Source organism: Devosia sp. 63-57 (assembly GCF_001899045.1).
Taxonomy (GTDB): Bacteria; Pseudomonadota; Alphaproteobacteria; order Rhizobiales; family Devosiaceae; genus Devosia; species Devosia equisanguinis.
Genome location: NZ_MKUY01000005.1, coordinates 1,005,760 through 1,026,929, shown reverse-complemented (window position 1 = coordinate 1,026,929; position 21,170 = coordinate 1,005,760). Strand labels below are relative to the sequence as shown.

The 21,170-nt window shown below is 62.7% G+C and carries 17 protein-coding genes; 7 read left to right on the top strand and 10 right to left on the bottom strand.

The window, feature by feature from the left end; genetic code table 11:
* Window positions 1–545 precede the first annotated feature (545 nt).
* The 3 genes from BGO80_RS13185 to BGO80_RS13175 form a co-directional block, all read right to left on the bottom strand.
* On the bottom strand, window positions 546–1,541 hold the full coding sequence (locus tag BGO80_RS13185; protein WP_286723036.1) for an Hsp33 family molecular chaperone: 996 nt from the start codon (window positions 1,539–1,541) through the stop codon (window positions 546–548).
* A gap of 164 nt (window positions 1,542–1,705) precedes the next feature.
* A complete protein-coding gene (gene argF, locus BGO80_RS13180) occupies window positions 1,706–2,635 on the bottom strand; it encodes an ornithine carbamoyltransferase (protein ID WP_286721839.1) in 930 nt (309 codons plus the stop codon).
* A gap of 123 nt (window positions 2,636–2,758) precedes the next feature.
* Window positions 2,759–3,967 (bottom strand): aspartate aminotransferase family protein, encoded by a 1,209-nt coding sequence (locus tag BGO80_RS13175; protein ID WP_286721838.1) that lies wholly within the window; start codon window positions 3,965–3,967, stop codon window positions 2,759–2,761.
* Window positions 3,968–4,329: 362 nt separating this feature from the next.
* Between BGO80_RS13175 and BGO80_RS13170 the strand changes: the two genes are divergently transcribed.
* Together BGO80_RS13170 and BGO80_RS13165 are read left to right on the top strand one after the other, a co-directional pair.
* Window positions 4,330–4,899, top strand: a complete 570-nt coding sequence (locus BGO80_RS13170; protein WP_286723034.1) for a GcrA family cell cycle regulator — start codon at window positions 4,330–4,332, stop codon at window positions 4,897–4,899.
* A 105-nt stretch (window positions 4,900–5,004) separates the two neighbouring features.
* Window positions 5,005–5,559 carry an FUSC family protein gene (locus BGO80_RS13165; RefSeq protein ID WP_286721837.1) on the top strand — a complete coding sequence of 185 codons (555 nt, stop codon included), beginning with the start codon at window positions 5,005–5,007 and terminating at the stop codon, window positions 5,557–5,559.
* A gap of 16 nt (window positions 5,560–5,575) precedes the next feature.
* Here BGO80_RS13165 and BGO80_RS13160 read toward each other — a convergent pair whose 3' ends face one another.
* On the bottom strand, window positions 5,576–6,871 hold the full coding sequence (locus BGO80_RS13160; protein WP_286721836.1) for a sensor histidine kinase: 1,296 nt from the start codon (window positions 6,869–6,871) through the stop codon (window positions 5,576–5,578).
* Window positions 6,872–6,957: 86 nt separating this feature from the next.
* On the opposite strand from BGO80_RS13160, the gene ppk2 reads away from it, so the two are divergent.
* Entirely contained in the window at window positions 6,958–7,812 is an 855-nt protein-coding gene (ppk2, locus tag BGO80_RS13155; RefSeq protein ID WP_286721835.1) for a polyphosphate kinase 2, read from the top strand.
* Between the two features lie 156 nt (window positions 7,813–7,968).
* On the opposite strand, the gene BGO80_RS13150 is transcribed toward ppk2, so the two are convergent.
* The gene (locus BGO80_RS13150; RefSeq protein WP_126149081.1) at window positions 7,969–9,210 is read right to left on the bottom strand and encodes an aminopeptidase; all 1,242 of its coding nucleotides are present in this window, start codon (window positions 9,208–9,210) and stop codon (window positions 7,969–7,971) included.
* Between the two features lie 155 nt (window positions 9,211–9,365).
* Here BGO80_RS13150 and BGO80_RS13145 point away from each other — a divergent pair, with 155 nt between their 5' ends.
* Window positions 9,366–9,488: a hypothetical protein gene (locus BGO80_RS13145; protein ID WP_268907370.1), complete on the top strand. Its 123-nt coding sequence runs from the start codon at window positions 9,366–9,368 to the stop codon at window positions 9,486–9,488.
* A gap of 370 nt (window positions 9,489–9,858) precedes the next feature.
* The gene (locus BGO80_RS13140; protein WP_286721834.1) at window positions 9,859–11,652 is read left to right on the top strand and encodes an ABC transporter ATP-binding protein; all 1,794 of its coding nucleotides are present in this window, start codon (window positions 9,859–9,861) and stop codon (window positions 11,650–11,652) included.
* Window positions 11,653–11,707: 55 nt separating this feature from the next.
* On the opposite strand, the gene BGO80_RS13135 is transcribed toward BGO80_RS13140, so the two are convergent.
* Together BGO80_RS13135 and BGO80_RS13130 are read right to left on the bottom strand one after the other, a co-directional pair.
* Window positions 11,708–13,606: an ABC transporter ATP-binding protein gene (locus BGO80_RS13135; RefSeq protein WP_286721833.1), complete on the bottom strand. Its 1,899-nt coding sequence runs from the start codon at window positions 13,604–13,606 to the stop codon at window positions 11,708–11,710.
* The gene (locus BGO80_RS13130; RefSeq protein WP_286721832.1) at window positions 13,603–15,459 is read right to left on the bottom strand and encodes an ABC transporter ATP-binding protein; all 1,857 of its coding nucleotides are present in this window, start codon (window positions 15,457–15,459) and stop codon (window positions 13,603–13,605) included. The genes BGO80_RS13135 and BGO80_RS13130 overlap by 4 nt, the downstream gene beginning before the upstream one ends.
* Window positions 15,460–15,691: 232 nt before the next feature.
* On the opposite strand from BGO80_RS13130, the gene BGO80_RS13125 reads away from it, so the two are divergent.
* Window positions 15,692–16,438 carry a sulfite exporter TauE/SafE family protein gene (locus tag BGO80_RS13125; protein WP_286721831.1) on the top strand — a complete coding sequence of 249 codons (747 nt, stop codon included), beginning with the start codon at window positions 15,692–15,694 and terminating at the stop codon, window positions 16,436–16,438.
* Between the two features lie 26 nt (window positions 16,439–16,464).
* The gene (locus BGO80_RS13120) at window positions 16,465–17,376 is read left to right on the top strand and encodes a LysR family transcriptional regulator (RefSeq protein ID WP_286721830.1); all 912 of its coding nucleotides are present in this window, start codon (window positions 16,465–16,467) and stop codon (window positions 17,374–17,376) included.
* An 18-nt stretch (window positions 17,377–17,394) separates the two neighbouring features.
* Here the strand turns inward: BGO80_RS13120 and BGO80_RS13115 are convergent, their stop codons facing one another.
* Genes BGO80_RS13115 through recQ form a run of 3 tightly spaced genes read right to left on the bottom strand, consistent with a single transcriptional unit; the run spans window position 17,395 to window position 21,047 of the window.
* Window positions 17,395–18,225 (bottom strand): sugar phosphate isomerase/epimerase family protein, encoded by an 831-nt coding sequence (locus BGO80_RS13115; RefSeq protein ID WP_286721829.1) that lies wholly within the window; start codon window positions 18,223–18,225, stop codon window positions 17,395–17,397.
* Window positions 18,226–18,252: 27 nt separating this feature from the next.
* On the bottom strand, window positions 18,253–19,260 hold the full coding sequence (locus BGO80_RS13110) for a heparan-alpha-glucosaminide N-acetyltransferase (RefSeq protein ID WP_286721828.1): 1,008 nt from the start codon (window positions 19,258–19,260) through the stop codon (window positions 18,253–18,255).
* 2 nt (window positions 19,261–19,262) lie between these two features.
* The gene (recQ, locus tag BGO80_RS13105) at window positions 19,263–21,047 is read right to left on the bottom strand and encodes a DNA helicase RecQ (protein ID WP_286723032.1); all 1,785 of its coding nucleotides are present in this window, start codon (window positions 21,045–21,047) and stop codon (window positions 19,263–19,265) included.
* Window positions 21,048–21,170: the final 123 nt, after the last annotated feature.

Here is a 21,170-nt window from a genome sequence, read left to right as displayed (position 1 = left end):
TGGCCGAACTGTTCTGACGGAGGACGGCTGGAGAGCGCCACGGCGTGCAAGCCGCAGCGCGCCGGCGCCCCTGCCCGAGAAGAAAAAGGCTGCAGACACGGCTGTGCTCCGCTGGCAGTCGCGTCGATTGGTCCACGCATAAAAGCGTATCCGATCGGCCCCAAGCGAGTTGCCAGTGGGGATTGCTCCATGCACGGAGCCGTCATGTTTTGTCTGCAGCAAGTTCCGGAAAGCCAGGCCCTGGCCACGCAAAGCGGCATGCCCGGTGAATTTGCTGGAGCTACCGAGGCCAAAAGGTGAGGGCGGCCCAAAGGCTGCCCTGCCCGCGGCAAGGCGGACGATGTCGATCATCATCGTATTGCCTCCCCACAGGCGTCGGTATTCATGCCGCATTAGGCATAAGCCTATGGTGTAAGGGAATTCGTAAAATTCACAATAGCCAAGCGAAAGCCCGGCCCGATGATGTTGGAAATCAAGAAAAATTCGGCGACCTGACTTGGCCGCGAAGCGCCCCGGCCGAGGCTAAATCGGCCGGGGCAAAGTGACTATTGGTGAAAGTGGTTGGGGTTGAAACGGTAGGCGGTCGAGCAGAATTCGCAGACGACCTCGATTTCACCATTCACTGCCATTTCCTGGCGATCTTCATCGGAGAAGCTGTTGGCCAGCATGTCCTCGATGCGCTCGGCCGAACAGGTGCAACGCTCCACCAGGGCCTTGGGCGGGAAAACGCGGACGCCTGTCTCGTGGAACAGGCGGAACAGCAGGCGTTCCGGCGAGACATCGGGATCAACCAGTTCGAGATCTTCCACCGTGCCCAGCATGACCTTGGCCTCGGTCCAGCCATCGGCCTCCACGAAGTCGGGATCGCTCATGCGCGGATCGTCGAAATCGCCATTGCCCGGCAGGTCAGCCATAGCCGCGCCGCCATGGGCAGGCAGATGCTGGATCAGCATGCCGCCGGCGCGCCAACGCGGGCGATGGTCACCCTTGGTGCTCATCTGCGCCACCGCCAGGCGAACCTGGGTGGGAATCTGCTCGGACTGCTGGAAATAGGTGAGGGCCACCATTTCCAGCGACTTGCCGTCCAGTGCCACGATGCCCTGATAGCGTTCGGTATGCGGCCCCTGGTCAATGGTCATGGCCAGATGGCCATTGCCAAGCAGATCAGCAGAGCTGGTCTTGCCGGCCTCGGCCGCCTTGACCAGGGCATCCTGGTCGAAACGAGCATAGCCGCGCATGCCATCGGGCGCGTCGAAGTCGACGACGATGAGGTTCACCGGCCCGTCGGTCTGGGTCTGCAGAATGAAGCGGCCATCGAATTTGAGCGAGGACCCGATCAGGGCAGCCAGCACCACGGCCTCGCCCAAGAGCCGCGCCACCGGCACGGGGTAATCGTGGCGGCTGAGAATGGTGTCGAGCGCATGGCCCAGCCGGACGACCCGCCCGCGGCTGTCCAGCTTTTCGAGCGTGAACGGCACCACGGCGTCATCACCGGTCTCGGGGCGATCAAGGCCCATGGAGGAGAGCAGGTTCTCGGTCATTGTCGGTTCCGTGGTCATATCTTGGTCTTTCCTTAGGCTAAACCCTCGGAATGAAACGCGCCACAGCCCGCCCATCCACGGCGTCACTCCCGCAGCAATCCCTGCCTCGACTGCGGCGAGGAAGGGCTGTTGCGGGCATGACCCGATCGCGATGGAACAGGCTCTTAGTTCGTATCGACCCCAAAGGCCCAGCACAGAACGGCTTTCTGGGCGTGGAGGCGGTTTTCGGCCTCGTCGAACACCACCGACTGGGGACCGTCGATCACCTCGTCGGTCACCTCGTCGCCGCGATGGGCGGGCAGGCAGTGCATGAACAGGGCGTCTTTGTTCGCCAAGGCCATTAGATTGGTGTTCACTTGGTAGGGTTTCAAGACCCGGCGGCGCTCGGCGGCATCGACGTCGCCCATCGACACCCAGGTGTCGGTAATGACGAGATCGGCACCCTCGACGGCTTCGCGCGGGTCCTCGATCAGCTTGGCGTACTTCCCGGCGCGGGTGATGTCCTGCATCAGGTCCTTTTCCGGGCTATATTCGTCCGGCACCGCAATGGTCAGTTCGCATTCGAAGAGCTCGGCGGCGTTGACCCAGGAATGCAGCACATTGTTGCTATCGCCCACCCAGGCGACCTTGGCGCCGCGGATGTCGCCCCGATGCTCTTCAAAAGTCATGAGGTCGGCCATGATCTGGCACGGATGGGCGCGACGGGTCAGCCCGTTGATCACCGGCACCGTCGCATTTTCCGCCAGGTCGAGCAGGTCGGCATGGCTGAGAATGCGGATCATGATGGCGTCGACATAACGGCTCATCACCTGGGCCGTGTCGGCCAGGGTCTCTTCGCGCGACAGCTGCATTTCCTGGCCGGAGAGCATGATGGTCTCGCCGCCAAGCTGGCGCATGCCGACATCGAAGGAAACACGGGTGCGGGTGGACTGGCGCTCGAAGATCATCGCCAGGACCTTGTCCTTGAGCAGTTGCGGGCGATCGCCGTCCTTCAGGCGCTGCTTGAGCGCACCTGCCTGATTGAGCATGCCACGCAGTTCGGCGTAGGAGAAATCATCGATGGAAAGAAAATGCCTTGCGGTGCCGGTCGTCATTGGCCGGGCTCCTTTTATTGACGCTGCATTGAATGGAGAACGCGCCGTCACCATGACTGATGACGGCTAACAAACCATGTCAGCGTCCTCGCCGCCGGCCGAAGTGATAAAAAGTCAGATACATCAGGACCCCGCAGCCGGCGTTGCCGCCTCGGCATCGATGGCGTCGAAAGCGGCGGCAATCTTGGCCATGGCCTCTTCGATATCGGCTTCCGACACGATCAGCGGCGGCAACAGGCGCAAGACGTTGTCGCCGGCGCTCATGGTGAGGATCTGATGATCGTCACGCAGCCGCGTGACCATGTCGCGCACCGGCGTCGCGATCTTGATGCCGGAGAGCAGGCCCTTGCCGCGCAGTTCGAGCACGTGGTCGGGATATTTCTGCGCCAGCTGCTGCAGGTTCCAGGCCAGCTTCTGGCCCATGGCATTGACCTGATCGAGGAAGCCGGGCGCCAGGACGCGGTCGAGCACGGCATTGCCGACGGCCGTTGCCAGCGGATTGCCGCCATAGGTCGAGCCGTGGGTGCCAGGCACCATCGAGGCCGCGACATCGCCCTTGGCCAGGCAAGCGCCCAGCGGGAAACCGCCACCGATGGCCTTGGCCACCGCGACGATATCGGGCGTGATCCCCGACCACTCATAAGCGAAAAAGCGCCCGGTCCGGCCGAAACCGCACTGCACTTCGTCGAGAATGAGCAGCATGTCATGCTCGTCACAGAGCGCGCGCAGCCCCTGCATGAACTCGTTGCTCATGGCCGTTACCCCGCCCTCGCCCTGCACCGGCTCGATGAGGATGGCGCATGTCTGCGGGGAGATCAGCGCCTTGACGCTGTCGAGGTCGCCGGGCTTGGCATGCTTGAAACCGGGCGTCGCCGGCCCAAAACCCTGCAGATAGTCGGGATTGCCGCCGGCGGCGATCGTCCCCAGCGTCCGGCCGTGGAAAGAACCGGTGAAGGCGATCACCTCATAGCGATCTTGCTGACCCTTGGCCCAGAAATAGTGCCGCGCCGTCTTGATGGCGCATTCAAGCGCCTCGGCGCCCGAATTGGTGAAGAAGACGCTGTCGGCAAAAGTGGCGTCGACCAGCCGCTGGCCCAGCCGTTCCTGCTCGGGAATGGTGAAGGTATTGGCGGTGTGCCAGACCTTTTCGGCGGCCGCCTTGAGGGCTCCGACGAGGTGCGGGTCGCCATGACCCAGCGCATTCACCGCAACGCCGGAATGGAAGTCGAGATAATCTCGGCCATGCTGGTCGTATAGGCGCATGCCCTCGCCCCGCTCGAAAGCGAGATCAGACCGGGCATAGGTGCCATAGAGCGCAGACATGGTGGACATCCTTCTGGTGTCGGGGTCAAAAATTCAATGTGGCGGCGGGGCGTGGCAAAGCTGCCACAAAAACCAAAAACGCGCCGGGTCGGCAGCGCGTTTGGCCACGAGAATTAGTCGAAAAATGCGCGCCAAGTCAATGTTCTCCGGCCAAGCCCCTGATTTGACTCAAGGTTTGTTAGGACAATCTTAACCAATGAATAAACGGGGAAAATCCCGACCGACTCTTGATCCCGATTCCCGCGATGGCGTAATCTGCGAGGCGTTGGGGACACGATATCTCGTGCGGCGGACCCGCTCAACATACGAGCTGTAGAGTCGAAAGGCTGCCAGGCCATTTTGGCGGCGCAATGAAGGATTCTGTTTTGACGATGGTTTCAGGAGCACAACCGGCGGGCTGGACTGACGAGCGCGTCGACCTTCTAAAGAAGCTTTGGATGGAAGGCCTGAGCGCCAGCCAGATCGCGGGCGAGCTCGGCGAAGGGGTGACCCGTAACGCGGTGATCGGCAAGGTGCATCGGCTCAAGCTGTCTGCCCGCGCCAAGCCGACCAACACCACGCCGCGCGCCCGACCGGCAGCGCCGCGTCCCGCGGCCCCGCGCCGTGTCGCCGGCCCTGCGCCCAGCATGAGCGCCAGCGCCTCCATCAACAAGCCACGGCCGTCCATCCCGCGGCCGCAGGTGATGGGCGCAACGGCGCTCGCCATGACCCCGGACATGCAGGCCGAGCTTTACGTGGCGCCCGCGACCTCCGAGCTGTTCATTCCCGAGGACAAGCGCCTCAGCCTCCTGCAGCTCAACGAACATACCTGCAAGTGGCCGATCGGCGACCCGCTGACCAAGGATTTTTATTTCTGCGGTCAGCACAGCCTGGAATCCGGTCCCTATTGCGAATTCCATTCGCGTAAGGCCTATCACCAGCTCGACAAAAAGCGCCGCTAGGGGTTGGCGACTTTGATGTAAAGAGGGCGTCCACGGCGCCCTTTTTCGTTTTTGACCTTGAGCCCGGACCAGGCGATGTCGGCACGCGATGGCAGACCATCCAGATTGAGACGCCTGACGGCCCTGGCCGAACAGGCGGCCTCGCGCGAGCATATTCTCGAGCGTCTCAAGTCGGGCAGCATGCATGCTCTGCTCAGCGTTACTGCGGCGGTCGTCGCCTATATTCCGCCGAGTTCGCTGGGGCTACAGGAAGGTTTCTGGGCCGCCATCACCGCCCTTGCGGTCACCCAGGCGGAGTTGTCGGCAACCCATTCGACCGCGCGTGACCAGTTTCTGGGTGCTGCTATTGGCGGCGCAGTGGGCGCTGCATTCGCCTATATGCTCGGCCATAGCCTGCCGGTCTTTGCGCTGGCTGCCTTTATTGCGCTGGTGCTGGCCTGGCTTACAAATGTCCCTTCGGCAGCGCGGCTGGCCGGCATCACCGTCACCATCATCATGCTGGTGCCGCACAAGACAAGTGACCTGACGATGCTGGCCTCCCGCTTCGGCGAGGTCACCTGGGGGATCGTGGCGGCATTGATCGTCGCCACCCCGGTGAGCATGCTGCGCGCCCACCTCGAAGCCCGGCACCGCGAGGCCAGCGAGCGGCAGGCGGACTGACGCGCTTGCCCAAGCCTTATGGCAGCAGCACTTCCACCCGCAGGCCTTCGCCGGCCCGGGCCCGCGACTTGATGACGATCTGGCCGCGATGGCGCTGGACGATGTGCTTGACGATGGCCAGGCCCAGGCCCGTGCCCTTCTTCTTGCGGCTGGTCTCCGCATCGATGCGATAAAAGCGCTCGGTCATGCGAGGCACGTGTTCGGGCTCGACGCCGGGCCCGTGATCGACGACGCTCAACTGATAGTGCAGTCCGGAGCGGTCGATCTCCACCAGGCTCACATCGACGCTTTTGCCGGTGGCGCCATATTTTATGGCGTTTTCGATAAGGTTTTCGGCCACCTCGTAAAGCTGCCCTCGATCGCCTGTCACCACCGCCGGCTTGGCCGGCAGGTCGAGAACGATCTCGAGCTCGGCCGCCTTGGCCAGGCTCTGCAGGCTTTCCCGCACTTCCCGCAGGAGCCCCGAAAGATCCACGGAGCCGGTGGGCCGGACATGCTGGTGCATCTCGATCCGCGATAGGCTCAGCATGTCATCGATCAGCCGGCTCATGCGCTCGGCCTGGCCCCGCATGATGCCGAGGAATTTTTCGCGCGCCGCCGCATCCTTGGCCGCCGGACCCAGCAAGGTATCGATAAAGCCCATGAGCGAAGCCAGGGGTGTGCGCAGCTCATGGCTGGCATTGGCGATAAAATCGGATCGCAGCGCATCGACGCGCTTGAGCTCGGTGAGGCTCTGGACGGTCACCAGCAGGTTGCGATCCTCGTCATCGGCCCAGTCGCGGCACGAGCGACGCAAAGGAGACACCGCCACCCGGTTCCAGGTTTCCGAGGGCAGCGTTTCGTGCAACTCGAAGCTGCGCCCTTCGCCGGTACGCAGGGCCGTTTCCACCGAAGCAATCATTTCCGGGTTACGCAGCGCCATGGTCAGCACCTTGCCCACCGCCAGATTGGGGAAATCCCGAAGCGCAGCAGCATTGCGATAGATCACCACGCCGCGCCGATCGAGAACCAGGCTAGGGTCGGCCAGGGCCTCGACGAAAGTGCCGATATCGTCATCCGAGGTCGCTTGCGGCGCAATGGGCAGGGGCGCGGGCGGCGGAGCCGCGATCGTCACCGTCGGCAGCGGCAAAGCGAGCACGAAGCCGCAAATGAGGATGAAGCCGAGAATGGCCAGATCCAAGCGCAAACCGCCCAGCAGCACGAAGCCGATGACAACCCCGACAAGCCCGGCCAAAAGCGGGGCATAGGCAACCAGCCGCCCCAATATTGCCTGAGAGCGCGTCAATGCAGGGTGGGCGTGTGCATCGTCCATTTCTGGCTGCCGACTCAACCGGTTACCCCGCCTCTTGCGCGGGAGGCGACTTCATAGCACGCTCATTATGACAGCGGAGAGACAGCGTGACCGACCCCATTGATGGCTTCGACATAGACAATCCGGACCTGCCCAAAGCCATCCGCAAGGCGGCGCTGGGTTCGGGTGAGTTCCCCTATGCGGAAAAGCTCGACGACGACGATTATGACACGCAGATGTATGGCTTGCAAAAGCAGCTTGTCGCCCACCAGGCCCATATGGCCAAGGCAGGCACGCGCGTTGTCATCATCTTCGAAGGCCGCGACGCCGCCGGCAAGGGCGGCACCATCAAGCGCTTCCTCGAAAATCTCAACCCGCGCTACAACATGATCGCGGCGCTGCCAAAGCCCAATGATCGCGAGCGCACACAATGGTATTTCCAGCGCTATATCGACTGGCTGCCGGCCGCCGGCGAAATGGTGCTGTTCGACCGCTCCTGGTACAATCGCGCCGGCGTCGAACCGGTCATGGGGTTTTGCACGCCGGAGCAGACCGAACTGTTCCTCGATGAGGCGCCGGAATTCGAAAAGCGCCTGACCAATGACGGCATTCGTATCTTCAAGCTGTGGCTGTCCATCGGGCGCGAGATGCAGCTCAAGCGCTTCCACGATCGGCGCCACGATCCGCTCAAGACCTGGAAACTGTCGCCCATCGACCTTGAGGCGCTTAACAAATGGGACGACTATTCGGCGGCGCGCGACCGCATGCTGGAGCGCACCGACAGCAAGCACGCCCCCTGGACCGTGCTGCGCGCCAATGACAAGAACCGTCTCCGCCTCAACGCCATCCGCACCGTCCTGCACGCCCTGGACTATGAAGGCAAGAACGCCGACGAACTGGGCGAAATCGACCACAAGATCGTCCTCAGTGCCGACGAATTTATGAAGATTGACGGGGAGTAGAGGCGGCTAGCTCTGGCGCCGCATCTGCCTCCACCTGCCCGTCACCACCCGGCTTGACCGGGTGGTCCATTGATGCCGTCACGAATGGATTGCCCGGTCAAGCCGGGCAATGACGATCATAAGGGGCCAGCTGCGCGTGGTCCCTCATGGTAAGCATCAAAACGCCCATTCGCCCCGGCGCATGACCGGCTCGGTCGTGCCGTCGGCGTGGATGCCGTCGATGTCGACCTGGTCGGAGCCGATCATCCAGTCGATATGGATGAGGCTCTTATTGCCGCCCTGGGCAAAAATCTGGTCGGGGGTCAGCGTCTTGCCGTTCTCGAAACAGTCGGCATAGCACTGGCCCATGGCGATGTGGCAGGAAGCGTTCTCGTCGTAGAGCGTATTGTAGAACAGGATGCCCGAGGCCGAAATCGGCGAGGAGTGCGGCACCAGTGCCACTTCACCCAGACGGCGGGCGCCTTCATCGGTGTCGAGCACCTTGTTGAAGACGTTCTCGCCCTTGGTGGCCTTGAGTTCGACCAGCCGTCCCTCTTCGAAGCGCGCCTGGATATTCTCGATCAGCGTGCCGTTGTGGCTGAGCGGCTTGGTAGCGGCCACGGTGCCTTCGACGCGCAGGCGGTGCGGGGTGGTGAACACTTCCTCGGTGGGAATATTGGGATTGCAGGTGATGCCGTTCTTGGCCTCGGACGCGCCACCCTTCCAGCGGTGGCCATCAGCCAGACCGATGGTGAGGTCGGTGCCGGGCCCCTTATATTTGAGCGCGGCGAATTTCTTGCCGTTGAGCCAGGTCCAGCGGGCCTTGAGATTGGCATTGTGCGCCTTCCAGGCGGCGATCGGATCGTCCTGATCGACGCGCGAGGCCTTGAAGATGGCGTCGGCCAGCTTGGCGATGGCGACATCTTCGGGATCGTTGGGGAAGACCAGCTTGGCCCAGTTCGGGGTCGGATAGGAGACGATGTTCCAGTTGATATCGAAACCGGTGATCAGCTCCAGCGCCGGACGATAGGCGGCGGAATTGGCGCGGTTGGCGCGCGAGACCTTATCCGGATCTTCATTGGCCAGCATCATCGGGTTGTCGCCGGAGATGGCCAGGCGAGCGGCATTGTTCTTGAAGGCCTCGGCCATGCCGGCATGAAGCCAGCCGGCAGCCCGGTCAAAACTGGCATCCTTGGCATAACGGAAGCGCGCGAGGGTGGCTTCCTCATCCGAATAAATCGTGCTGACGAGACCCGCGCCGGCCTTATAGGCATGCTCGGTGATACGGCGCACCAGCGGTGCCGCGGTCATCGGCGCGGTGATGATCAGGTCCTGGCCCTCGGCCAGCTGCAGGCCGACCTTGATGGCGACTTCGCCGAGTTTATCGAGCTTGACCGGATCGATGGGGGAATTGCTCATGGGGCAATGCCTTCTTGTTCTTGAATCGCTGCGGCGGAGCCTATCGTTCCCTTTCGCACTATGCCACCCGGCCAATTCGCAAAAACGGTTGACCTAGGTCAAAGCTTCCCGACGCGGCAGGTGGGACAGAAAAGCCAGCAATTCTGGAGGCTTTCATGTCCACGACATTCATCCTTGCCCTCATCCTCTTCATCTTCGGCACCTTCGGCGCCGCCCTCGCCTATGCGCAGATCGTCGCGCATGGGATTGTGGCGCCGGGCGGCCGCAAGCCAGACTGATGGCGTGAGACGCACCGGGCATTCTGTGTCCGGGCGCCTGTGACCCAACTGCATCATTGACCGCCATCGGCGCATTTCCGCCATTGGCAAAGACGGACGGTTTGGCTACAAACCGTCCGTCGCTTCATTTTCGAGACACAGGGAGGCGTTGCATGACAGCATTTATAGACGTCCCCCACATGGACAAGCCGCGACCTTAACGCGCTTGCCCCCGTGGCCCTCCCGGGCAGGACCCGTGGACCCGCCACCAGCGGTTTTCCGTTTCCCAGGCAGGTACGCTTTCGTCGAGGGCCCCTTAGTCCTCCCGTGCTGCCTCCCCTTTAGTCCTTTTCAAGGAACCGGACGCCGGAGAACGGCGCCGGTCAGTCTTATGAGTCGCAAAAAGCTCGATTTTCGTGCCGATGCCTTCCGCAATGTGCTCGGCTTCACCTTCCGCCACTGGCAGAAGCAACCCGTCCGCATCGTCGCCATCGCTCTGCTGGTGCTCGGCGCTACCCTCGCCGAAGCCGCCAGTCCTATTTTCGCCGGCCGGCTGGTTGACGCCGTGGCCACCGGCACCGCCAGCTGGGACGCTGCCATTGCCGCATTCTGGCTGATGTCAGCGCTCTATCTGGCTTCGGTGACCTTGCGGCAACTGGTGTTTCTCAACATCATTCCTCTGACCCTCAAGATGATGAGCGATATCGCGGCAGACGGTTTCCACCGCGTGCAACGCTTTTCCACCGACTGGCATGCCAATAGCTTCGCCGGCTCCACCGTGCGCAAGATCACGCGCGGTATGTGGGCGCTCGACCTGCTCAACGACACTCTGCTATTGGCACTGTTCCCCTCGGTGGTGATGCTGCTTGGCGCCACGCTGATCCTGGGTTCGTCCTGGCCGGTGATGGGACTGGTGGTGGGCCTGGGCTCGCTCATCTATATCTCCGTTACCGTCTGGCTGTCGGTCGGCTTCGTGGCGCCGGCCGCAACCCTCTCCAATGCCTGGGACACCAAGGTGGGCGGGGCACTGGCCGATGCGGTGAGCTGCAACAGCGTGGTCAAGGCCTTTGGCGCCGAAGCGCGCGAAGACGGGCTGATCGCCAAAGTGGTGGGCAAGTGGCGCAAGCGCACGCGTCGGACCTGGCGGCGCGGTACCTTCAATGGTGGCGTGCAGGGCGTGATGATGGTGGCCATGCAGACCGCTATTCTGGGCACGGCATTGCTGCTGTGGCAGAGCGGGGCGGCCACGGCCGGCGACATCACTTTCGTGCTCACCATGTTCTTCCTGCTGCAAGGGCACCTGCGCGATGTGGGTCAACACATCCGCAACCTGCAGAAGTCGGTCAACGACATGGAAGAGCTGGTGGGTCTGCATGCCCAGCCCCTCGGCATCGAGGACAAGAAGGGGGCTCAACCGATCGCGATCAGCGATGGCGGCATCCGGTTCGACAATGTGACCTTCCAGTACGGATCGCACCTGATCCCGCTCTATCGGGATTTCTCCGTGACCATCAAGCCGGGTGAACGCATTGGCCTTGTAGGGCACTCCGGCTCAGGCAAGACCACCTTCGTCAAGCTGATCCAGCGCCTCTATGACATCAATGGCGGAGCGATCACCATTGATGGGCAGAACATTGCCGATGTGCAGCAATCCTCGCTGCGCAACCAGCTCGCCATCGTGCAGCAGGAGCCCATTCTGTTCCACCGTACGCTGGCGGAGAACATCGCCTATGCAAGGCCCGGCGCCAGCCGTGCCGAAATCATCGAGGCGGCCAAGCAGGCCAATGCGCATGATTTCATCGTAGCTCTGCCCAAGGGCTACGAAACGCTGGTGGGCGAACGCGGCGTCAAGCTTTCGGGTGGTGAACGCCAGCGCGTGGCCATCGCCCGGGCCTTCCTGGCCGACGCACCAATCCTCATTCTCGACGAGGCAACCTCGAGCCTCGACAGCGAGAGCGAGGTGATGATCCAGGAAGCCATGGAGCGGCTGATGGAAGGGCGCACCACGCTGGTCATCGCCCATCGTCTTTCCACCGTGCGGGCGCTCGACCGGCTCCTGGTGTTCGACAAGGGCAAGATCGTCGAGGAAGGCGATCACGACGCCCTGATCCGGCTCAGCGGCGGCATCTACCGGCGCCTGTTCGAACGCCAGGCGCTCGAACTGACCAAGGGGCTGGTGGCCTAAAAAGCAAAAACCTCCGGACGCAAGTCCGGAGGTTTTTCTTTAGATACAGTCCTTCTCAGGTACTCGACGCCTTGGCATTGGCCTTGGCGACCAGCTCGTCGGGAATGTCGTCGAAGCTGGCATAGTTCATGTTGTAGAGCTTGGAATAGAGCCCGCCCAGCGCCATCAACTGGTCATGGTTGCCCTCTTCGATCTTCTCGCCGTTCTGCAGAACGATGATGCGGTCGGCCCCGCGAATGGTGGCGAGCCGGTGGGCAATAACCAGACCGGTGCGGCCCTCGAGCAGGATTTCGAGCGCCTTCTGGATCTGCCGTTCGGTATAGCTGTCGATATTGGCCGTGGCCTCGTCCAGCACCAGAATCTTGGCGTCGGCCACTAGCGCCCGGGCGAAGCTCAGCAATTGCCGCTGGCCCAGCGACAGGTTCGAACCGCGCTGTTCGAGCTGGCTGTCATAACCCTGCGGCAGCCGCTCGATGAATTCATGCGCGCCCACCGCCTTGGCAGCGGCGATGACATCCTCGCGGGTGGCGGACGCCTTGTTGTAGCGGATATTGTCGAACACCGAGCCGGTGAACAGGAACGGTTCCTGCAGCACCATGGCCACCTGTTCACCCAGGCTCTCCTGGGTGACGTTGCGCACATCGTGCCCACCCACCAAAACGGCGCCGCCCTGCACTTCGTAAAAGCGATGCACCAGGGCCATGGCGCTGGTCTTGCCCGAGCCGGTGGGCCCCACCAGAGCCACGGTCTCGCCGGGATTGACGCGGAACGAGACATTCTTGAGCACCGGCCGGTTGGGATCATAGCCGAAGACCACGTCGTGAAAGGCCACCGAGCCATCCATGTCGCTGGTCAGCGTCACAGCATTGGGCTTGTCGGTAATGGTCACCGGCAGGTCCAGCACCTCGGTGATGCGGCGGCCCGAGGTCATGGCCCGCTGCATGATCGAATATTGCATGGTCAGCGAGCGGATGGGGTCGAAGAAGCGCTGGATGTAGAACAGGAAGGCGACGATGACACCGACCTGCAGCGAACCATTGAGCACCAGCGAGCCACCCACCAGCACCACCGTGGCCATGGCAATACCGGTCAGACTATCGACGATCGGGACCATGACCTGGGCATATTTCGAGCCGGTGAGCTGGGTACGCAGATTGTGGTAGGCCTTGTCGTCATAGAGGTCGAAATTGACCTTCTGGCGATCGAGATTCTGCACCGTGCGCACGCCATTGATACCTTCGGCCATGGCGCCATTGGTCACCGAATTGCTTTCATGCGCCGCCCAGAATGCCCGCTTGGCCGGGGGCAGCCAGAAAATGCGGACGATGAACAGCACCGGCATGGTCAATAGCGTCAGCACGCCCAGCCATGGGTCGAGCGTCAGCAAGACGATGACGATGCCGAACAGCAGCACGATATCGCCCACCGAGATCACCGAGGTCTCGAGGAATTCCTGCATGGAATTGACGTCGCCTTGCAGCCGGCTCATCAGCCGGCCGACTTCGGTCTTGTCCATGAAACTCAGCGAGACGCGCTGCAATTGGGCGAACATGGCGCGCCGCATGTCGAACAGCACATTTTCGGCCACCTCGCCCACTTGCGTTTCCTGCACATAGGAGGCGCCGAAATTGAACAGCACCGCCACCGCAAAGGCGAGTATCGCCCAGGTGAGATTGGTCAGATTGCCGCCGGCAGCCATGCCTTGGTCGATGGCCCAGCCGATGATCAGCGGAATGGCCAGCTGCGTGGCGGTGAACACCAGAACGGCGACCACCGAGAGATAGATTTTGTGCCGATAGGGGTGCACATAGGCCCAGATGCGCCGCACGGTCTGCGGGTCATAGGCCTTGCCGAACACCTCTTCCTCGACCCTGTGGCTCCCCACCGAGGCGCGTGGCGGACGCTGTCCCGGAAAGGCGGCGCTGTCGCGTTCCTCGTCGTCCATGACGCTCATTGCGCGGCCCTTTCGATATCGGTTTCGTCAGTCGGCCGGGTCTGGAGATGATAGAGCGCGGCATAGCGCCCACCCAGCGCCAGCAGCTCCTCATGGCTGCCGCTTTCCACGATATGCCCATCCTCGAGGAACAGGATTTTGTCGGCATCCATCAGCGAAGACAGCCTATGGGCGATGACGATGGTCACCCGATCCCTTGCGTAGCGGCGGATGGCACTGCGGATGCGGTGCTCGGTGCCGGCATCGATGGCGGCCGTCGAGTCGTCGAACACCATGACCGCCGGCTTCAGTACCAGGCTGCGAGCGATGGAGAGGCGCTGGCGCTGCCCGCCGGATAGCGACACGCCGCGTTCACCCACAACCGTGTCGTAATCTGACGGCAGGCCCATGATGTAATTGTGCAATTGGGCGCTTTCTGCGGCCTTCTCGATCTTGGTTTCCTTGGCCCATGGATCGCCATAGGCGATGTTGTTCTCGATGGTGGTGGTGAAGAGAAACCCGTCCTGCTGCACCACGGCCACCGCCCGCCGCAGCGACTGCAACGTCACATCGTGAATATCCTGTCCATCGAGCGTAATCCGCCCGGATGTCACGTCGTAAAAACGCGGGAGCAAATGGGCGATGGTCGACTTGCCGCTGCCGGGCGCGCCGACAATGCCGATGGTTTCGCCCGCCCGGCCTTCGAAGCTGATGCCATCAAGGGTGGGATGGGTGGCGCCGGGATAGGTGAAGCCGACATTTTCAAAGCGCATCACGCCGTCTGTCAGCTTGAGCGGCACCGCGCCGGGCCTGTCCTCGATCTCGACGGGTTCGTCGATAAAGGCATAGAAGCGTTCCCCGCAGGTGGAGGCACGCGCGAAGGAATTGACCATCAGGCCGAGCTGGCGCACCGGCATCTGCAGGATAGTCATGAAGGTGAGGAAAGAGGCGAGCGTGCCAACGCTCATTTCCCCGGCGATCACCTTATTGCCCCCGACCCAGAGCACCAGCCCCATGGCGGCGAAGAACGAGAAGGTCATCATCGAGGTGGCGCGCACGCGAATGCCGACGCGCTCATGGGCGAGTTTCAACGCATCCTGGGAGGCGCCTTCGAACTTGCCGAGCTCGAATTTCTGGCCCGAAAAGGCGCGCACCACGCGAATACCGCCGAGATTTTCCTCCATCACCCTGGTGAGAATGGAGAGCTTGTTCTGCAAAACCAGCCAGGTAGCCCGCAGCGCCAGTTGCGCGGTGGAGGAGCGCCAGGCGACGAAGGGCACGAAGCTCAAGGCGAGGAATGCCAGCAGCGCATCGGTGGTGAACAGCAAATAGGCGCCGACGCCGATCAGCACCGACAGAAGCACCACACGGATCAGGCCGGTGGCAAAGAACATGCGGACGCCATCGAGATCGAGCAGGCCGACAGTGATCAGATCGCCCGAATGCATGCGGTCGTGATAGGAATAGGAGAGCCGCTGCACCTTGTCGTAAAAGGCCAGCCGCAGCTCGTAGCCCACATGATGGCCCACCGATTCCGAAAAGTAGTTCTGCACCAGCGTGAAGAAGCCGCGCGCCACCGACACGGCGAGCAGTGTCATCGCGGTCCAGAACAGCGCCTGTTCGGCCCCCTCGTCTGCGACGCTGAGCACATTCTGCGCCTGGTCCACTGCATGACCCAATAGGCGCGGGATCGACAATTGCAGCACCGAGGCGATGATGGTCGCGCCTATGGCGAAACCGGCCTGCCAGGAATGGCGGAGGGAATAAAGCGTGATGCGCATGATCGGGCCGAAACCTTTGCCCGCATGCGCGGCGGCCACGTGAGCCCGAGCATCGCCGCGTGCACGATCGCGGCCAGCCTTGAGGGAAACCAAGGGAGTATCCAGACGTCAATAAGTGGGACCCGAAGGGGCGCGGAAACCGGCGACCGGGAATCGGGCAAATTAAACCTACGCCGCCTATAAAATGCGCATTTCACCTACCATTCAAGACGCAATCTGTAGAAAAACGCAGATATGACGCCCGGCCTCCAGGCATGGGCCCATGCCGAAGCGGCGCTGGCTCGGAGACGCCGTTTGGCCCATCCAGAGACATGGAGGCATCGCCATGACAAGTCTTGGACTGGGCATCACAGTTGCTATAGCCGTCCTGCTGACATCGACCCTTTCGGGCGTATTCGGCATGGCGGGCGGCCTGGTGCTGCTGGCGGTATTGCTGACCCTGCTTCCGGTGGCAACAGCCATCGCGGTGCAGGGTGCGATCCAGATCGTCGCCAACGGCTCGCGGGCCTGGTTCTCGCGCGAATTCATCGATTGGCGCATTCTCGGCATGATCTGCATCGGCCTTTTGGGCGCAGCCGTCCTTCTCTATCTCGTGCGCTATATTCCCGACCTGGCCACGGTGTGTATCGCCATTGGCCTCATGCCGATCCTGGTGTGGATTCCCAAGCATTGGCTGGCGCTCGATGCCAGCAAGCCGCTGCATGCCCTGCTCTGCGGCTTCTTCGGCGGCGGACTCAACCTCGCGGTCGGCGTCTCCGGCCCCACCGTCGACATCTTCTTCATCCGCACCCAGATGGACCGCCGTAAGGTGATCGCCACCAAGGCCGCCACCCAGGTGGTCTCACACGCATCCAAGGTGGTGTTTTACGGCTCCACCGCCTCGGCCATGGTCGCGGGCGACTGGATGCTGGTGCTGATCGCCGCGCCCTTCGCCATCGCCGGCACCAATCTCGGCTACCATATTCTCCAGCGCATGACCGACGACAATTTCCGCCGCTGGACGCGCTGGGTGGTCACCGCCATCGGCATTTTTTATCTCCTGCGCGGCTTGTCCTTGCTCCTGGGCTGGTGATCGCTATGGTGCCGGTGGGAGACGACATGGCACCTTTCGACAGCGTAACTGCACGCCTCATTCTGCTTTTGGCCGAGACCGGCTCGATCGGTCGCGCCGCCGAGCGCGAAGGCATTGCTTCATCGGCGGTGAGCCGGCGGGTATCCGATCTCGAGGCCCGGCTGGGCGTGGTCCTGTTCGACCGCTCCGCCCATGGCGTCAAACTGACACTGGCGGGCGAAGCCTATGCCGAGGGTTGCCGCACCGTGCTGCGCGCCATTGCCGATCTCGATGCCGTCATGGCCGATTTCGGCTCGGGCCATCGCGGCAGCCTGCGCCTGGCCTGCACCGGTTCGGCTCTCACCGGCCGCCTGCCGGAGCTGCTAGCCCGCTATGCCGGCAAATATCCGGGCATCGATATCGCCATCGCCGAAATGGGCGCGGCCAAGGCATTGCTGGCGCTCGACGAAGGCCGTGCCGATGTCGCTATCGTCTCGGACAATTACGACTTCACCCGCTTCGACATCCGTCCCTTTGAGGATGAGCGCATCTGGGTGCTGGCCCCGCCTGACCACCCGCTCGCCGCCCAGATCGAGCCACGCAAGTCGCTGTCGTTTGATGCGGTCACGCCCCACGCCATTGTCGGCGTGCATCACAGCGGCTCGCTCGACCGCCTGCTGGCCGAAGCGGCGGCCAAGGCGGGGCGCCCGCTCGACGAAGCCCTGCGGGTCGAGAGTTTTCCGGCGCTGGTGCGCATGGTGGAAGCCGGCTTCGGCATCGGCTTCCTGCGCTCGACGAGCCTCCATCTCCTCGCCGGTACTGACCTCGTCTGCGCACCCCTGGCCGAGACCTGGGCCATGCGCCAGCTGCTGGTGGCGCGACGCAAGTCGAGCCCCCTATCAGCGGCGATGAAGAGTTTCATCCAGCTCTGCGACGAGACCTATCTGCCCTCCGCCTGAGCGAAGGGCAGCCTGGGATCAGCCGATCCGCGTCTCGATGAATTCGCGCTCGAGTTCGAGGCCGGTCCATTCATGCGGATGCTCGGCGTCGAAGATCAGCGTATAGGGGCCCTTATAACCGGCCTCTTCGGCCGCCTGCACGCACAGGCCATAGTCGAGTTCATCAAGCTGGCCATCGGCGAAATTGGCCTTGGCATGGCAGAGCGAAGCCCGCGGGAAGATCGAGCGCAGCGCCTCATATTTGTCTTCGCCGGACCAGTTGCCGAAATCGGCCAGTAGCCCGATCTGACCCTCGGTCTGGTCGAGCAGGGCATGCACCGCCTCGGGATTGATCAAGAGCTTACCCCAGTTCTCGGTGACGAGACGCACCGGAGAGCCGGCATTCCCAGCGGCAAGCTGGCGCAGCGCGGTGGCGGAACGGGCAATGGTCTCCGGGGTCGGCGCCTGCTGGCCGGCAATGATGCGGGCATTTTGAGCGCCCAGCGCATTGGCGACCTCGATCCAGCCGGCAATCCAGCGCGTGTCGCGCGCGCCGTTGACGGGATCGGTGATGTCGCCGGCATCGATCAGTAGCGTCTGCAGGTTCACCCCCGCGACGTCGAGCTGGTTGCGCAATTCGCCCAGATAGATCGGGTCGCGACTGCGCAGGTGGAAGGAGACGATTTCGAGCCGCTTATAGCCGTGATTGGCCAGCACCGAAGGCAGGCCGAGCAGCGATTCGCTGCCTTCGCCATAGGTCTCGACCATCTCGCCCACCGCATCGGTGGTGAGATCGTGCGGATAGGTCGAGCCCAGCAGGCGGTGCAACGACCAGGTGGATACGGCGATGCGTTCTTCAGACTCGGCCATGCTAAACTCCTCTAGAAACTAAGATTTTCACTGCGGATTTGGGGTGTCAAGCTCGGGATGGATCAGCGCCGAGCATTGACGATTATTGGCTTCGAGCTTGGCCTGGTCGCCGGCGGAGATGAGGCCGGTAAAGACCGGCTCCCACAGATCGTCGCGCTTGATCCCCTCTAGCCCGCACTGGCAATAGTTGGCGCAGAGCGCTGCGGTGGTGTCGGTGGCTTCGCAGGTGGCCTGGCAGGAGGAGAGGAATTGTACCTCCTGGCTTTGCTGCTGCACCCCGGTCACCCCGGCCAGCGGCGCGATGATCCCGAGCAAAATCGGCTGATGCACCAGGTAGATAACCAGGCTCCAACGGCCCATAAAGCCGAGGATTCTGGCCGGCAGATTGTGCGGCTGTATGGTGGCAAGGCGCTCGAACAGGCCCATTTTCCTGGCCAGACGAGCGGCCAGAATCCCCAGCAGCGCCACGCCGAACCAGGGAAAGACCGGCACCAGATCATTGGCCGGCGGCGGCACGTCCCAGAAGCCGAGCCAGGACAGTGCCTTCTGGTTGAACGCACTATGAACGAAAAATAACGGCGGCAGGATCAGCGCCAGTGCAGCGAGCCCCGTCGCCCAGAGCGGCGTGAACAGAAAGGGCAGGCCGAGCAGGCTGAACAGCGCGATGGCATGCAGCACGCCGAAATAGACGAAGCTGTCCGGGAAGGTGACATAGGTGCCGATGGTAATCAGCACCGCCCCGCTCGCGACCAGCAACCAGCGCCGCCAGAAGGGCCGCCAGCGTATGCCTTCGCCATGGCCGAGCACGAGCCCGACGCCGGCAAGGAAAATGAAGGCGAAGAGGATGGAGCGGGCGAAGAACACCCAGCGCGGATCAAAGCCCACATCGGCAGTGATGAAGCCGAAATACCAAAGGTCCCAGCACAGGTGATAGGCCATCATGGCGATGATGGCGACGCCCCGGACGATATCGATCACCGGCATGCGCGGGCGCCTGGCCCGCTGTTCTGTCATTTCAGGGGCCATGCCGGACATGTTCAGCCTTCGAAATTGCGCACGACGGTGAGGAAATCGTCGCCATAGCGGTCGAGCTTGCCCTGCCCCACGCCCGGCAGGTTCAGCATGTCGTGCGGATGGGTGGGCCGGGCCAGCGCCATGGCCTTGAGCGTATTGTCATGAAAGATGACATAGGGCGGCACGCCCTGCGCCTTGGCCAGACGCGTGCGCTCGACACGCAAAGCCTCGAACAGTGGCCGTGCATGCTCGGGCACATCGACCGAGCGCGCCAGGGCCCGCCTGATCTCGATGGACTTCTTCGGCCGATCCTTGCGCAGGGTCACCCGGCGCTCATTCTTGAACACCGCGCGGGCGCCTTCGCCGAGCGTGAGCGCGCCATGATTGGCGTGATCGACCACGATCAGCCCCATGGCCGTCAATTGCCGCACCACCGACTGCCAGGCCTTGGCATCGAGATCGCGACCTTCGCCAAAGACCTTCTGGTGCTGATGGCCAAAGCGCAGCACCTTTTCTGTTTCCTTGCCCACCAGCACGTCGATGACATGGGCCGCGCCGAAGCGCATGCCGGTGCGGTAGATCGCGGCCAATGCCTTGATTGCCGCCTCGGTGCCGTCCCAGCTTTCCACCGGCGAGCGGCAGGTGTCGCAATTGCCGCAAGGCCGGGGATAGACCTCGCCGAAATGAGCCAAAATAGCCTGGCGACGGCAGGAGGCCGTCTCGCAGACGCCCAGCAGCGCATTGAGCTTGCCGTGTTCGAGCCGCTTGATCTCGTCGGGGGCATTGCCCTCGTCGATCATGCGGCGGCGCTGCACCACATCGGCCATGCCATAGCTCATCCAGGCATCGGCGGGCTGGCCATCGCGGCCGGCGCGACCGGTCTCCTGGTAGTAGGCCTCGATCGAGGAGGGCAGGTCCATATGGGCGACATAGCGCACATCGGGCTTGTCGATGCCCATGCCGAAGGCCACGGTGGCAACGAGGCAAAGCCCTTCTTCCTTGAGAAAGGCATCCTGGTTGGCGCTGCGCAATTCCGCGGACATGCCCGCATGGTAGGGCAGCGCCCGAATACCCTTGCCACTGAGCCAGTCGGCAATATCCTCGACCTTGGCGCGGGAAAGGCAATAGACGATGCCGCTATCGCCCTTGTGGCCGGCCAGGAAATCCAGCAGTTGCTCGCGCGGCTTGTCGCGCTCGACGATGGAATAGGAAATATTGGGACGGTCGAAGCTGGTGGTGAAGACCCGCGCCTGTTCGAGCCCCAGACGTTCGATAATGTCTTCGCGCGTCGTGGGATCGGCAGTAGCGGTGAGGGCGACACGCGGCACGCCGGGATAGAGCTCGACCAGATGGATGAGCTCGCGATATTCAGGGCGGAAATCATGGCCCCACTGGCTCACGCAATGGGCCTCGTCGATGGCAAAGAGCGCGATCTCGATGCCCGAAAGCATATTGGCAAAGCCGGGGGTCGCCACCCGTTCCGGCGCCACATAGAGCAGGTCGAGTTCGCCATTGCGCAATTGCCGGCGCACCTCGGCGGATTCCTGCGGCGACAACGAAGAATTGAGCGCAGCGGCCGCCACGCCCGCCTGTTTCAGCGCCTCGACCTGGTCGCGCATCAGCGCAATCAGCGGCGACACCACGATACCAACGCCAGGCCGACAGATGGCCGGGATCTGGAAGCACATGGACTTGCCGGCGCCGGTGGGAAACAGCACGACCGCGTCGCCGCCGCCGACCAGGTGATCGACGACATCGGCCTGCTGGCCGCGAAAGCTGCGATGGCCAAAGATATCGCGCAGCACCATGAGCGGCGAGGGCCGTTCGTGGCGATGGGGCGAGAACAGATCTAGAGACTCAATGGCTTCCACGCGCCTGTTGAATCATGGTGGGGCGAGTGTGGCAACCGGGCGCCCCTGTGACGATTGTTA